General features: G+C 63.0%; 15 protein-coding genes. 8 read left to right on the forward strand and 7 right to left on the reverse strand.

The window, feature by feature from the left end; translation table 11 throughout:
- The first annotated feature begins 87 nt into the window (after positions 1–87).
- From BWR18_RS10470 to BWR18_RS10485, 4 genes are all read left to right on the forward strand, one after another.
- Entirely contained in the window at positions 88–693 is a 606-nt protein-coding gene (locus BWR18_RS10470) for a flavin reductase family protein (RefSeq protein WP_076628054.1), read from the forward strand.
- Positions 690–1,322 carry a CatB-related O-acetyltransferase gene (locus BWR18_RS10475; protein WP_076628055.1) on the forward strand — a complete coding sequence of 211 codons (633 nt, stop codon included), beginning with the start codon at positions 690–692 and terminating at the stop codon, positions 1,320–1,322. The genes BWR18_RS10470 and BWR18_RS10475 overlap by 4 nt, the downstream gene beginning before the upstream one ends.
- A gap of 221 nt (positions 1,323–1,543) precedes the next feature.
- On the forward strand, positions 1,544–1,729 hold the full coding sequence (locus BWR18_RS10480; RefSeq protein WP_076628057.1) for a hypothetical protein: 186 nt from the start codon (positions 1,544–1,546) through the stop codon (positions 1,727–1,729).
- Between the two features lie 188 nt (positions 1,730–1,917).
- Positions 1,918–2,970, forward strand: coding sequence for a calcium-binding protein (locus tag BWR18_RS10485; protein ID WP_076628059.1), 1,053 nt, complete (start codon positions 1,918–1,920; stop codon positions 2,968–2,970).
- A 71-nt stretch (positions 2,971–3,041) separates the two neighbouring features.
- Here the strand turns inward: BWR18_RS10485 and BWR18_RS10490 are convergent, their stop codons facing one another.
- Both BWR18_RS10490 and BWR18_RS10495 read right to left on the reverse strand, forming a co-directional pair.
- Complete coding sequence (locus BWR18_RS10490) at positions 3,042–4,667, reverse strand: SulP family inorganic anion transporter (protein ID WP_076628061.1); 1,626 nt, start codon at positions 4,665–4,667, stop codon at positions 3,042–3,044.
- Positions 4,668–4,965: 298 nt separating this feature from the next.
- The gene (locus BWR18_RS10495; RefSeq protein ID WP_076628062.1) at positions 4,966–5,694 is read right to left on the reverse strand and encodes a class I SAM-dependent methyltransferase; all 729 of its coding nucleotides are present in this window, start codon (positions 5,692–5,694) and stop codon (positions 4,966–4,968) included.
- A gap of 284 nt (positions 5,695–5,978) precedes the next feature.
- Here BWR18_RS10495 and BWR18_RS10500 point away from each other — a divergent pair, with 284 nt between their 5' ends.
- From BWR18_RS10500 to BWR18_RS10515, 4 genes are all read left to right on the forward strand, one after another.
- Positions 5,979–6,851 (forward strand): S-methyl-5'-thioadenosine phosphorylase, encoded by an 873-nt coding sequence (locus BWR18_RS10500; RefSeq protein WP_076628064.1) that lies wholly within the window; start codon positions 5,979–5,981, stop codon positions 6,849–6,851.
- A 20-nt stretch (positions 6,852–6,871) separates the two neighbouring features.
- Entirely contained in the window at positions 6,872–7,504 is a 633-nt protein-coding gene (locus BWR18_RS10505; protein WP_076628066.1) for a LysE family translocator, read from the forward strand.
- Positions 7,501–8,031 carry an adenine phosphoribosyltransferase gene (locus tag BWR18_RS10510; RefSeq protein WP_076628068.1) on the forward strand — a complete coding sequence of 177 codons (531 nt, stop codon included), beginning with the start codon at positions 7,501–7,503 and terminating at the stop codon, positions 8,029–8,031. Before BWR18_RS10505 ends, BWR18_RS10510 begins: the two co-directional genes overlap by 4 nt.
- Positions 8,032–8,138: 107 nt before the next feature.
- Positions 8,139–8,894, forward strand: a complete 756-nt coding sequence (locus tag BWR18_RS10515; RefSeq protein ID WP_076628070.1) for an SDR family NAD(P)-dependent oxidoreductase — start codon at positions 8,139–8,141, stop codon at positions 8,892–8,894.
- Positions 8,895–8,996: 102 nt separating this feature from the next.
- On the opposite strand, the gene BWR18_RS10520 is transcribed toward BWR18_RS10515, so the two are convergent.
- From BWR18_RS10520 to BWR18_RS10540, 5 genes are all read right to left on the reverse strand, one after another.
- A complete protein-coding gene (locus tag BWR18_RS10520) occupies positions 8,997–9,728 on the reverse strand; it encodes an SGNH/GDSL hydrolase family protein (protein WP_076628072.1) in 732 nt (243 codons plus the stop codon).
- Between the two features lie 13 nt (positions 9,729–9,741).
- A complete protein-coding gene (locus BWR18_RS10525; protein WP_076628073.1) occupies positions 9,742–11,163 on the reverse strand; it encodes an FAD-binding oxidoreductase in 1,422 nt (473 codons plus the stop codon).
- A gap of 61 nt (positions 11,164–11,224) precedes the next feature.
- Entirely contained in the window at positions 11,225–12,058 is an 834-nt protein-coding gene (locus tag BWR18_RS10530; RefSeq protein WP_076628075.1) for an MBL fold metallo-hydrolase, read from the reverse strand.
- A 64-nt stretch (positions 12,059–12,122) separates the two neighbouring features.
- Entirely contained in the window at positions 12,123–12,707 is a 585-nt protein-coding gene (locus BWR18_RS10535) for a GNAT family N-acetyltransferase (protein WP_076628077.1), read from the reverse strand.
- Positions 12,707–13,969 (reverse strand): M16 family metallopeptidase, encoded by a 1,263-nt coding sequence (locus tag BWR18_RS10540; RefSeq protein WP_076630248.1) that lies wholly within the window; start codon positions 13,967–13,969, stop codon positions 12,707–12,709. Before BWR18_RS10540 ends, BWR18_RS10535 begins: the two co-directional genes overlap by 1 nt.
- Positions 13,970–13,984 lie beyond the last annotated feature (15 nt).

Below are 13,984 nucleotides of genomic sequence, written 5' to 3' on the forward strand. Positions count from 1 at the left end.
GGGGCGAGGTGTTACGTTCGTGAGGGCTGGCCCCCGCCCTAGCATGGGGCTATCCCTTGCGCAAACGCACGACCATTCGGAGCCGCAATGTTCTACCGCCCCGCCGACGGCCACGGCCTGCCGCACAACCCGTTCAACGCCATCGTGACCCCCCGCCCCATCGCCTGGGTCGCCACACGCGGCAGCGACGGATCGGACAACCTGGCGCCCTATTCCTTCTTCAACGCGACGGCATATGTCCCGCCGCAGGTCATGTTCGCGTCCACCAGCGCCAAGCCCGACCGCGACGGGACCAAGGACACGGTCGCCAACATCCGCGACACGGGCGTCTTTTGCATCAACATCGTGGAACACGCGATGAAGGACGTAATGAACCAGACCTCGGGCGATTGGAGCGCGGATACGGACGAGTTTTCGCTCGCATCGGTGGACAAGGCCGAGTGTTCCGAGATCAACTGCCCACGGGTGGCCGCAGCGCCCGCGTCGCTGGAATGCCGCATGACCCAGATCCACAAGATCGAGGGCGACACCAACTACGTTGTGTTCGGGGAGGTCGTGGGCATCCACCTGCGCGACGATTGCGTGGTCGACGGCATCTTTGACGTGCTGGCCTTCAACCCGCTGACGCGCATGGGCTATCGCGACTATTCGGTCATCCGCGAGAAATTCAGCCTCAAGCGCCCGGGCGAATGACCTTTCCAGACCCGCGCCGCGCCTATCCCGTGACCCTGCCCGACGGGTCCGACCATCAGGGCACGGTCTTTCTGAACCAGGTGATCGACAATCCGGGATGGGAGGTGGGGGACTACACCTACGCCTCCGACTTCTCTCCGGTGGCGGATTGGGCGGCGCATCTGGCACCGTATCTCTTCGGCTACGGGCCCGAAAAGCTGCGGATCGGGCGCTATTGCCAGATCGCGCATGGGGTCCGGTTCATTACCTCCGGTGCCAACCACGCCATGGACGGGCTGAGCACGTTTCCCTTTCCCATCTTCGATCCGGCGCAGATGACCAGCTATCAACCCGACAGCCGCGACACGGTGATCGGGCATGACGTGTGGCTGGGCTACGGGGCGATTGTCTGCCCGGGCGCACGCATCGGCAACGGCGTGATCGTAGGGGCCGGGGCGGTCGTGCGGGGCCACGTGCCGGACTATGCCATGGTTGCGGGCAACCCAGGCGACGTGGTGCGTATGCGGTTTTCGGAGGCCGAGATCCATACGCTGAACGCGCTGGCCTGGTGGGACTGGCCCGCTGACCGGGTGGCGGCGGCTGTGCCTGCGCTGCTGGCGGGTGATGTTACCGCATTGAAACAGTGCTGACGCACCCACGTGCTTGGGTGCAAGGCCCGTTCATGTCCCCACACGCAAGTGAAACATGGAACGGTTTTCGCCAGATCGGCTCCGTACACGCATCAATGTCGCGGCAATCCGCAACCGTCGGCGAATAGGCGCGCAATCTGCGCGTCGAAAAGACGGGCCATTCAAGCCGACGAACGCCACATGCTAGTCTTCTGCCACACAAACGGCGCAGGAGATTGGCCATGAACAAAGTATTTGCACTGACCGCAGTCGCGGCATTTCTGGGCCTCTCGGCATGTGGCGACAGCACCGCCCAGCGCGCCGTGATCGGGGGCGCAATCGGCTGCGCCGCGGGCGAAGTGCTGGCCAATGGCCGCTGCGTCGAAGGTGCCGTTGTGGGCGCTGGCGTTGGCGTGATCACCGAATGATGCAGGCGGCCGCGCGCCGCTTTGACCAAAAAAGGGCGCGCAACATACGCGCCCTTTGACCCAAGACCATTTACGCACGCGCATGACGTGCAATTCGTAACCGAATTGTACGAACTGCTCCTTGGTGCTTGATTTTTTTTGTGGCTGTCTCGAATACTCCCGCCAGTAAAGACAGGGGAGTTTAACCAATGCCAGGCCCGACAATTCGTTTCTCGAACGGTGTTTCACCGAACATCTTGATTTTCGATACGATCTTTGACGCGCTGTTCAACGACGTCACGCTGACAAGCGAAAGCGCGACCGAAGCCGTTTTTGAAACCGGCAGCGGTGCCAGCATCACGCTGCAAGGGTCCGGCTTTGCGTATGTCGGGTCCACTGAAGAGCGGCAGTTGGTCGGTGGCACGCTGAACGCGCTCATTTTCGAAGTCTCCCCCGGTGTGACGGTTGAAATGACAGGCATCGCCTTTGACGTCGCCAGCTTTGCGGCGCTCTATCAACAGGACGCCTCCGGTGCCGATCCTGCGGCGCTGGAAAACTTCCTGATGCCAATGGACTGGACCATTCTGGGCAATGATGCCGTCACTGAATTCCGCAATACCGCCGTGTCGTCGGACGGCGTGCCGCTCACGTTCAGCGGCGACAACTATGTTGAACTCGACGGCGGCTTTGACATCTTTGATGCGGGCGCGGGCAATGACACGGTCAGCGGCGGACTGAAGGGCGACCTGATCTGGGGCCGCGCGGGTGACGACGTGTTGAACGGGGACGCAGGCAACGACACCTTGCTGGGCGGTGCCGACAATGACCTGCTGAACGGCGGCAGCGGCAGCGACAGCCTGAACGGCGGCAATCAGCAGGACACCCTGATCGGCGGCAATGGCAACGATACCCTGTTCGGGGGCAACCAGCGCGACGAATTGCGCGGCAGCAAGGGTGATGACAGCCTGAACGGCGGCAGCGCCAAGGACGTGCTGATCGGGGGTGCCGGCGACGACACGATGACCGGCGGCAGCTCTGCGGATCGGTTTGTCTTTGTCAAAACCGCTGCTGCGCAGGATGATGTGATCACTGACTTTGAGGCCAGCCAGGACCGCATTCGCATCTACGGCGAAAACAATCCCGGCAGTGCCACATTCCAGGATCTGGGCGATGACCTGCTGGTCACATTTGGCACCAACAGCATCCTGATCGAGAATACTGATGAAGTCGATTTGACCAGCAGCAACTTCCTGTTTCTCTGAGAAGTGCTTCAACCACAACGCAAAAGGCCGGGCCCCGCGCCCGGCCTTTTTATTGATGGAACCGGGGGCCGTCAGTGCCCGCCGAGGATGCCCGTGCGCACACCGTAATCCGTGGCGATCTCGTAATCGGGGTCATCATCGCTGTCCACGATCAGGTGCCCCGCCTTGGTCAAAAGCTTGTGGCAATCATGGGTCAGGTGGCGCAGTTGAACCCGCTTGCCCGCCTCTTGATACTTGCCCGCCACGGCCTCGATCGCTTGCAGGGCCGATTGGTCCACAACCCGGCTGTCGGCAAAGTCGATGATGACCTCGCGCGGGTCGGTGTCGACCTTGAACATCTCGATGAACCCGGTGGCCGAGCCAAAGAACAGCGGCCCCTGCACCTGGTAGACGCGCGCGCCCTCGGGCGTTTCATAGGTCTTGGCATGGATGCGGCGCGCGTTGTTCCAGGCATAGGCCAGCGCCGACACGATCACGCCGACCACGACTGCAACGGCGAGGTCTTCCATCACCGTCACGACCGTCACCAACACGATGACAAAAGCATCCGTCAGCGGCACCTTGCGCAGAATTTTCAGGCTGTTCCACGCGAACGTCCCGATCACCACCATGAACATCACACCGACCAGAGCGGCCAGCGGGATCAACTCGATGATGGACGACCCCACGAGGATAAAGGCCAGAAGGAACAGCGCCGCCGCCACGCCCGCGATGCGCGTGCGCCCGCCCGATTTTACGTTGATCATCGACTGACCGATCATCGCACAGCCGCCCATGCCGCCGAAAAAGCCGGTGGCCGTATTGGCGACGCCTTGGGCGATACACTCCTGGCTCGCCCCGCCCCGCTGGTTCGTCAGATCACCGACAAGGTTCAGCGTCAGCAGGCTTTCGATCAGGCCAATGGCCGCGAGGATGACGGCATAGGGCAGGATGATCTGCAGCGTTTCCCATGTCAGCGGAACGGCCGGAATGTGGAAGGGCGGCAGCCCGCCCTCGATGCTGGCCAGATCGCCCACGCGCGGCACGTCCAGCCCAAAGAAGATGACGATGGCGGCCACGATCCCGATACCTGCGAGCGGCGCGGGGATGGCGCGCGTCACACGCGGTGCCAGCCAGATGATCAGCATCGTCACCCCCACAAGGCCCAGCATCAGGTAAAGCGGCATGCCCGAAAGCCATTCGCCCCCCGCCATGCCATGGCCCGACGCCTCGGCCGAGCCGGGCACCTTGAACTGCGTCAGCTGCGCGAGGAAAATCACGATGGCGAGGCCGTTGACAAAGCCCAGCATCACCGGGTGCGGCACAAGGCGGATGAACTTGCCCCACTGCATGACACCCGCAAAGATCTGCAAGAGGCCCATCAGGACGACAGTCGCAAAGAGGTATTCCACCCCGTGCTGCGCCACCAGCGCCACCATCACCACGGCCAGCGCCCCGGTCGCACCCGAAATCATGCCCGGCCGTCCGCCAAAGACGGCCGTGATCAGGCCCACCATGAACGCCGCATAAAGCCCGACCAGCGGATGCACCCCCGCGACGAAGGCAAAGGCCACCGCCTCGGGCACCAGCGCAAGGGCGACCGTCAGGCCCGACAACAGGTCCGTCTTGATCTGCCCCGGTGTCAGCTTGGTGTCGCCGGGTGCGATGGAAAAGTCGCCAAAGCGGGTCTTGGTGTTGAGGTTGTCGAGAAAGGCCATGCGGATTCCGTCTGCTCGTGAGGACGCGATCGGTGGCATCTAAACCATGGAGTGGTCAAAAACCATTGCAACAAGCGCCGGGCTGTTATGTGCGCTGCACATAGCAGGTTTACGGGCAATGGCACGGTATTTCTGGGTATGCCGAAAGGATGCCTCGGAACCGTTTGAAATCGAGGGGCTTTCGCAAGGCGCTGTATGCCTCGTCGCCCATGGCAGCCTTGAGATGCATCAGACAATATGCGGTCCAAGACGCACAGGACGTCACGTGCATGTGCCTGGCCCGTATGGAAGATGCCCATCAAACGGGCGGTTTTTCCCACTCCATCATCATCAGATAAGGCATACGCGCGTATGAGCTGACCTTTTCCGGGGGGCCACCGGTGGGCTCCGGCTCATCGAAGTGGCGCAGGAGCAGTCCCTGAGACAAGAAAGCCTGCATGTAAGTCGACAGCGGTCTGTGCCAGTTCTGAATACGCAGGCCATCCCATGCAAACCACATCTTTTCTTCCGACAGATACCGTCCCAACGGTTTCAGTTTTTCGCCCGTGTCGCGACAGTAGCGCGGCCCTATTACTGCGCTTGATGTCGAGAACGAGGTCAGATTTGCAACAAGTATGCGACCGCCCGGAGAGGTCACGCGCGCCATCTCGGCCACCGCGTCGCTTAGACCGTCAATGTCGATGAGGCTCAGATAAGACACGACGAGGTCAAAGGCATTGTCCGCAAATGGCAGCGCCTCTGCAAACCCGGCGTGAAATTCGCCCTCGGGATGCCATGCGCACGCGGCCTCGATCATCCTCGCAACCGGATCGACGCCGACGGCAGCCACGCCCATGTCAGCCAGCATGCGGCAAAACCGTCCCTCGCCACAGCCGACATCAAGCGCCTTTCGAGGGCTTATCGCGCGAACCCGCGCCAGCATAGGCGCGTCGAGAACATGCGCGCGCGAGAAATCCCCCCGCTCCGCCATCCGGTCGATCCATGCCGGTGCGGAGGACTGCCATCCGTTTTCATCCGGGTCTCGCATCTCTCCCTCCGTTTAAGTGGTGTCAGGCTTTGCGCATTTGCGCAGACCCCAATCCGATCTGATGCGCCACCTCCTTCTACTGTGCATCGTGCCGATGGCAACATTCGCACCGCGAATCCATCCCATCCGTTTGATGCGCAAACTGGCATACGTTGCGCGTTCCCCCACCTCTGCGCGCGGTGGCGGTGCACAAGGGGTGTACGCATGGTGCACGGCTGGTGTACGGGTGGTGCTGGCCTGTTTTGGCTGACAAAATTTCTTCTGTACCGGCAAGAGAGACCCCCATGACCCGTACCAAAATCGCCGTGATCGGCGGCTCCGGCATCTACGACATCGACGGGTTGGAGGGGGCTGAGTGGGTGCAGGTCGACACCCCCTGGGGCGCACCGTCGGATCAGATCCTGACCGGCAGCCTCGACGGTGTCGACATGGCCTTTCTGCCCCGTCATGGGCGCGGCCATGTGCATTCGCCAACGACTGTTCCCTACCGCGCGAATATCGACGCGTTGAAGCGGCTTGGGGTGACCGACGTGATCTCCGTCTCGGCCTGCGGCAGTTTCCGCGAAGAGATGGCGCCGGGCGATTTTGTCGTTGTAGATCAGTTCATTGACCGGACGTTCGCGCGCGAGAAGTCGTTCTTTGGCACAGGGTGTGTGGCCCATGTATCGGTCGCGCATCCCACCTGCCCGCGCCTCAGCGACGCGTGCGAAACCGCCGCCAGGGATGCCGGGATCAGCGTGCATCGCGGCGGCACCTATCTGGCCATGGAGGGCCCGCAATTCTCCACCCTCGCTGAGTCGCAGATGTACCGCGAAAGCTGGGGCGCGGACGTGATCGGCATGACCAACATGCCCGAAGCCAAACTCGCCCGCGAGGCCGAGCTGTGCTATGCCTCCGTCGCCATGATCACCGATTATGACAGCTGGCACCCCGACCATGGCGAAGTGGATGTAACGCAAATCATTCAGACACTTATGGGCAATGCTGAAAAGGGCCGCGCGCTTGTGAAACGGCTGCCCGCCCTGCTGGGCGCCGACCGCGCGCCCTGCCAGCATGGCTGCGACCGCGCGCTGGAATATGCCATTCTGACCGCGCCCGACGCCCGCGATCCAGACGTCGTTGCAAAGCTCGACTCCGTGGCCGGTCGCGTCCTGTAATCCCCTGATCGGAGCCCCGCATGTCCCTCGACCTCTGGCTGACCTTCGTCATCGCATCGACCGCCCTGCTGGTCATCCCCGGCCCCACCCTGATGATGGTGCTGAGCTATGCCATGACCCAGGGCCGCCGCGTCGCCGTGGCCTCTGCCCTTGGGGTGGCAACCGGCGATCTGATCGCGATGACCCTGTCCGTGATCGGGCTGGGCGCGCTGTTTCTGGCCTCGGCGCTGGCCTTCACAATCCTCAAATGGGTGGGGGCCGTGTACCTTGTTTATCTGGGCATCCGCATGATCCTGAGCGCCCGGACACCGTCACAAACCAGTCTGATGGACCGGCCCCAGGGCGAAAAGCCGGGCAAGGTGTTTCGCGACCTTGCGACTGTCACTGCACTGAACCCCAAATCCAACACTTTTTTCATCGCGTTTGTCCCGCAATTCATTGACGCACAAGCAAATTTCGCCCCACAGGCCGCGATCCTGATCGCCACGTTCGTGGGCATCGCAGGCGTCAACGCCCTGATCTTTGCCCTCGCCGCCAACGCCATGCGCAGCCGCATCACGCGCCCCGCCGTCCAGATGTGGCTGACCCGCGCGGGCGGGGCCACGCTGGTCGGCATGGGCGTTCTCACAGCCACACTTCGGAGAGCCACATGAAGACCGTATCCGATTACATCCGCACCATCGTCGATTTCCCCCATGAGGGGATCATGTTCCGCGATGTGACGACCCTGTTTGCGGACCCGCGCGGGTTCCGCATTGCCGTCGATCAGATGCTGCACCCCTATGCCGGGCTTGAGATCGACAAGGTCGTGGGGCTCGAGGCGCGCGGCTTCATCCTGGGCGGGGCCATTGCGCACCAGCTGAGCGTTGGCTTCGTGCCGATCCGCAAGAAGGGCAAGCTGCCCGGTGCCACGATCAGCGAGGCCTATACCCTCGAATATGGTGAGGCAATTGTCGAAGTGCATGACGACGCGATCAAGGCGGGCGAGAAGATCCTGCTGGTCGATGATCTGCTCGCCACCGGCGGCACGGCAGAGGCCGGGATCAAGCTGGTCGAGCGGCTAGGCGGAGAGATCGTGTCCTGCGCCTTTGTCATCGACCTGCCGGATCTGGGCGGTCGCGCGCGGCTCGAGGCGATGGGGATGGATGTGCACGCGCTGTGCGCGTTTGACGGGGACTAGGCTGTCTTAAGAGGCATAGCGGCATTAAGGTTGATACGCTTAGTCCTGCCCACGCTACTTCCTGCTTCGGGGTGGGCTAAGCTGACCCCTTACGCTGGACCCCGACCATGCCCGACGTTGACACACCTCGCAAAATCGCACTCGTCACAGGCGGCGGGACCGGCATCGGCAAGGCCACGGCCCTGCGTTTGGCCGCCACAGGTGCGCATGTCATCATAACAGGGCGGCGTGCTGCTGCGCTGGACACCGCAGTGGCCGAGATCGAGGCGAACGGGCTTAGTGCGCAGGCCATCGTGAACGATGTCACCGATCTGGATGCCGTGGCTGACCTGCACGGCCGCATCCTGGCGGAGCATGGTCGGCTTGATATCGCCTTCAACAATGCCGGCTACAGGGAGACGCGCGCGGATCTGTGTGACCAGACCTTTGACACCTACGCGCGCGTGTTCGACACGAATGTGCGTGGCATACTCGCGTGCCTGCATCATCAGATCGCGGCCATGCGGGCACAAGGCGCAGGCGCTATCGTAGTCAACGCATCTGTCAGCGGCATGCGCAATCCGAACCCTGGCTTCGCGCTGTACTCGGCGTCGAAGGCAGCCGTGATTTCGATGGCAAGGAGTGCCGCCATGGAAGAGGCGCAGCACGGCGTGCGGATCAATGTTGTGGCGCCCGGTCGCGTCGTCACGGATATGATTATGGAGCCGGGCATTGATCTGGACGCTGTGGCCGCGACATTGCCGCTGCGGCGCATGGGCACGCCAGAGGAGGTGGCAGAAGCGGTGCACTGGCTGACCTCGGACGCGGCGGCCTATGTAGTTGGGCATGTGCTGTGCGTCGATGGTGGGTTCATGGCGTCCTGAACGGCACATCGCACACGAATGGCGCATTACAAATTGAACAATTGCCCGGTGCTGCTGCGTCGGCGGGTTCGCAACAGAGTATACTGGCGCTCGTTCGACGCTCTATCTGGTTGCGCTACGCCGGGTAATGGCTGGCAGGTACGGCTGCACCACATCCACGACCTGTGCGGCCCAAGCGTCGTAGATCGGCGCGCCCGGGTGAAAGCCGTCCCGTGCCATGTCCGATGGCGTGAGCGGTTGGTCAAACGGCAGGTGCACCGCGCCCTCACGTTCAGCGCAGAGTGCGGCCAGGCGCGCGTCAAACCGGGCTGCACGCGCGCCAAGAACACCGCGCAACGGTTTGGGCAGCAAGGGAAACAGGCCCAGAGGTGGGACGCCCGACGCGACGATGATGCCTGCGCCGTGCCGAGACGCAAGTACCTGTAGGATCGCGGCATAATTCTTGCGCCAGTTCGAGATGTGAACCCCGTTCTTGACGTCATTGACACCGACCGCAACCACGGCGATGTCCGCGCGGGCTGGTGGCAGAAGTTCAAGTGCTTGCAAGACCTGGCGCGTGGTCCAACCGGATTTCGCGACCAGCGCCCAGGAAACCGATGCGGTCGGAGCCAGATGGTGCGCCAGTCGGCCGGCCAGCGCTGCGTCCTGTTTGGCAACGCCGACACCCGCCGCGGACGAATCGCCCACAATCAGGACCCGTACTGCATCCCCCTGCCCCGCCAAACCGGTGCGCGGGCCTGCCGCTTCGGTCAGGCGCACGGCGCGCCATGCCACCCAAAGGGCCTGTGGCACAAGGACCGGCAGCAGCGCCATGGTGCGCAGGGTGGACAGCATGGCCCGGCCTGCCTCAGGTGTCTGCCGCGCGCAAGACCGCGCCGGGGTTCATGATGCCATGCGGGTCGAGCGCTGCCTTGATCGCGCGCATCGCATCCAGCTTGGTCGGATCGGCGTAGCGCTCCATGTCCGCGACCTTCAACCGGCCCACGCCATGTTCGGCGCTGACAGAGCCGCCCATCTCGTGCACCAGATCGTGCACGAGGCGCTTGATTTGCGGGCGCTCCACCTCGTGATCCGCGCGGGATTTACCGGGCGCGGGAAAGACGTTGTAGTGCAGGTTGCCGTCACCCACATGACCGAAGCAATTGATCCGAAACTTCCCGAGGCGCGCGATACGCACGCCTCCCTCGGCAATGAAATCGGCAAGCGCGCCCAAGGGCACCGAGATGTCATGCGAGCTGACGGACCCGATGCGGCGGTTGGCTTCGGGGATGTTTTCACGGATGGACCAAAAGTCCGCCGATTGCTGGGCGTTTTGCGCGATCATGCCGTCCTGCACCAGCCCTGCTTCCCTTGCGGCGGCGAAAAGCCCTTCGAGCGCGCTGGCGGGGTTCTGTGGCCCGGTCAAACCGAGTTCGATCAGCACGCACCAGTCGGGTGTCGCCGCCCATGGATTGCGGATTTGCGGCATGGTTTCTGCCAGAAAGGCGAACCCCTGCGCCCCGATCAGTTCGAAGGCGGAGATACCGTCCCCGACGTGATCCCGTGCAAGGGCCAGCAGCGACAGGGCGGCGGCAGGCGATGTCACCTGCATCAACGCCGTGCCGGAGGCCGACGGGCGCGGAAAAAGCTTCAGCGCGGCGGCGGTGATAATGCCCAGCGTCCCCTCCGCCCCGATGAGCAGATGACGCAGGTCGTAGCCTGTGTTGTCCTTGCGCAAGCGGCTGAGGCCGTGAAAGACCTCGCCACTGGGCAGGACGGCCTCAATCCCAAGGCACAGATCGCGGGCATTGCCATAGCGCAAGACGCCGGTGCCGCCTGCGTTCGTGCTGAGGTTCCCACCGATCCGTGCCGATCCTTCGGCGGCCAGCGACAGCGGAAACAGACGACCCGCCTGTTCGGCGGCGGCCTGCACATCGGCGAGGATGACGCCCGCATCGGCGATCAGCACGTTCTCTTCGGGGTACACGGCGCGGACGGTCCTCATCTTCTCCAGCGACAGGATCAGCGGGACCGGTCCAGCCTCCGCCACCTGGCCGCCAACGAGGCCCGTGCCACCGCCATAGGGGATGACCGGCACGCGCATCTGAGATGCCAGCCGGATCAGCGTCGCCACCTCATCCGTGCTGCGCGGCAGGGCCAGAAGGCCCGCCTGCCCTGCATATCGTCCACGCGGTTCCTGCAAATGTGCGGCGTCCGCCGCGGCAAAGCGGTCGTCCGGCAAACCGGATCGCAACGCTGCGGCCCTGTCGCTTGTCAGTGAATTCAGCATGGTGACCCCTTGTGCGCCCTGCCCCGGTTCGTGCCAGATAGTGCCGGCACCGACAACGCGGTTATTCCGATGCCTCGCGCAGCCATTCGGGGCGCAGCACCATGATGGTGGGGCGGCTTGGCAGGCGATCGAGCGAGACATCGAGCGAGGGGCCGCCGGTTTCGACCACCTGAAACTCTTCGGCCATGCCGGTGAGGAATGCGTCGAGGGTGAAATCGCCAAACCAGTGCATCGGGATCACGATGGAGGATCGCAGACGTGACACGATCCGCATCATTGTCGGCAGATCGACCGTCATACCGCCATCGACGGCGGCCATCACCACATCGAGCCGCCCGATGGCCGCGTATTGTTCGGCGTTGGGTTCGTGATGCAGGTGGCCCAGGTGCCCAATGCATAGGCCGGCGACCTCGAACACGAAAATGGAGTTGCCGTTTGCCTCGACACCCGACCACTGCGAGCGGATGTCGGTCGAGACGTTGCGTACCAGCACTTCGCCCAGATCAAGGCGGTGGTTGATGCCTGCGCCATGCTCTTCGCCCCAGCCGCGCAGGACATGGGGGATGGCGGGATCGGGAAAGGCCGTCCAGTGGGTTTCGTGCGCGTGGTTCATCGTCACCACGTCGGGGATCATCGGCGCCGAACCGGTGAAGCCGGTAAAGTCGGTCACCATGTTCAAGCCGCCCGCGGTGCGGATCAGAAAAGAGGCATGGGCGATATAGTGGATGCGCACGGTCTCCGGCGCCACCTCCACATCGTAGCTGGCGCGGTGCACGAACTGTGCCCCGTCGATCTGATCCGCCAGAGCGATGCAATGGCTGGGTGTGCGGGTGTCTTGCGCAAAGGCAGAGAGCGGCAGTGCAACAAGGGCGAGGGCAACAAGCAGTTGGCGCATAGGCGTAGGATAGCGCCGCGCATGATTTTTACAAAAAATCTTGGCAAAAATCTGCGTGAGATTTCTAGCCTGCGTCCGTCCGTCCGCGCCGGTCCATGCGAAGGGCAGCATAAAGGACGTGGGTGCGCCAGCGCCCGTCGATCTGCAGATAGCTTTGCGCCACGCCTTCGTATTTGAAGCCACACGTTTCAAGCAGACCACGCGAGGCCATGTTTTCCGGCAGGCAGGCGGCTTCGATCCTGCTCAGATCAAGCCGTGTGAAGGCGTGGTGAACAACCGCAAGGATAGCCTCGCGCATATAGCCTTGCCGCGCGTGCGCCGCACCTGTCCAGTAGCCCAGCGTCCCGGCCTGCGACGGGCCGCGGCGAATGTTGTCGAGGGTGATCGCACCAAGGAGTGTCTCATCGCCGCGCCGAAACAGGAACAGGGGCATCGCGGTGCCGCTGGCAACGGACCGCTGCGCCCAGTACACGCGGTTGGTAAAGGCCTTGCGCGTCAGGTGATCACCCGCCCAGCTTGGCTCCCAAGGTGTGAGGTGGTCGATGCTGGCGGCGCGAAGTGCGGCCCAATTCCGAAAGTCGGAATGGGTTGGCGGGCGCAGCGTCATACGCTCCGTTTCGATCCGCAATTTCCGCTTGTTCAGAAGCATTAGGCGGCGCGCCGCTCCTGCAAGGCGTTGCGTGTCGGCGCCGCATCAATCGGACCATAAAGCGCCAGGGCCATGGGCGCTTGCGTCGCCATATGTGCCGCAAAGGCGCGCACGTCATCAACGGTGACGCCGTCGATCAATGCGACCGTTTCGGTGAGCGCTGGCACCCGATCCCAGATCTGCACCAACCGGGCCAGGCGTTCCGCACGGTTCGACGGGCTTTCGAGCCCCATCAGCAAACCGGCCTTCATCTGGGCACGCGCACGGTCCACTTCGGCCACTGTCATGTCGTCGGCAGCGCGCTTCATCTCATCCACGGTGATGGCCGCCAAATCGGCAACCTGATCGGCAGAGGTTCCGGCGTAGACTGTGGTCATGCCGGTGTCAGCATAGGCCCCGGCCTGGGCAAAGATCGTATAGCACAGGCCGCGGTTTTCGCGCACCTCCTGGAACAGGCGGCTCGACATGCCGCCGCCAAGGGCACTGGCATAGATCTGTGCGGTATAGATCGCATCGTCGCGGTAGCCCGGCGATTCAAAGGCCATGGCGAAATGGGCCTGTTCCAACGCCTTGCTGCGCCGGTCCTCACCGCCGGAAAACGTTGCTAAATCCGCGATCCCGGTTGGACGCGGGGTCAAATGACCGAAGAGTGTCTCGGCCAGTCGTACAATGGCATCGTGGTCAACCGCGCCCGCCGCGGACAGGATCATCTGTTCCGGGCCATAGTTCTGATCGACGAAGCGCTTCAGGTCCGGCTGGCCAAAGGATGATACGCGTTCTGTTGGGCCAAGGATCGTGCGACCAAGTGGTTGCTCGGGATAGGCCTGCTCCTGCAACCAGTCAAAGATCACATCGTCGGGCGTATCCAGCGCCTGACCAATTTCCTGCAGGATCACGCCCCGCTCCACCTCGATCTCGTTCTGATCAAAGATCGGGTTGAGCAGGATATCGGACAGCACATCCATCGCCAGCGGCACGTCATTTTCCAGCACGCGCGCATAAAAGGCGGTGACCTCACGGCTCGTGTAGGCGTTGATGTATCCACCCACATCCTCGATCGCTTCGGCGATCTGCAAAGCGTTGCGCCGCTCTGTCCCCTTGAACGCCATGTGTTCAAGGAAATGCGCGATCCCGTTCTGTTCGGGCGCTTCGTGTCGCGCCCCTGCCCCGACCCAGATGCCGACCGAGGCCGAAGCCAGCCCCGGCATGTGTTCCGTGACGATGCGAAAGCCGTTTTTCAGGCGATGCGTTTGCGTGGTCAATTCAGTCTCACTGCC

Source organism: Tateyamaria omphalii, from assembly GCF_001969365.1.
Lineage (GTDB): Bacteria > Pseudomonadota > Alphaproteobacteria > Rhodobacterales > Rhodobacteraceae > Tateyamaria > Tateyamaria omphalii_A.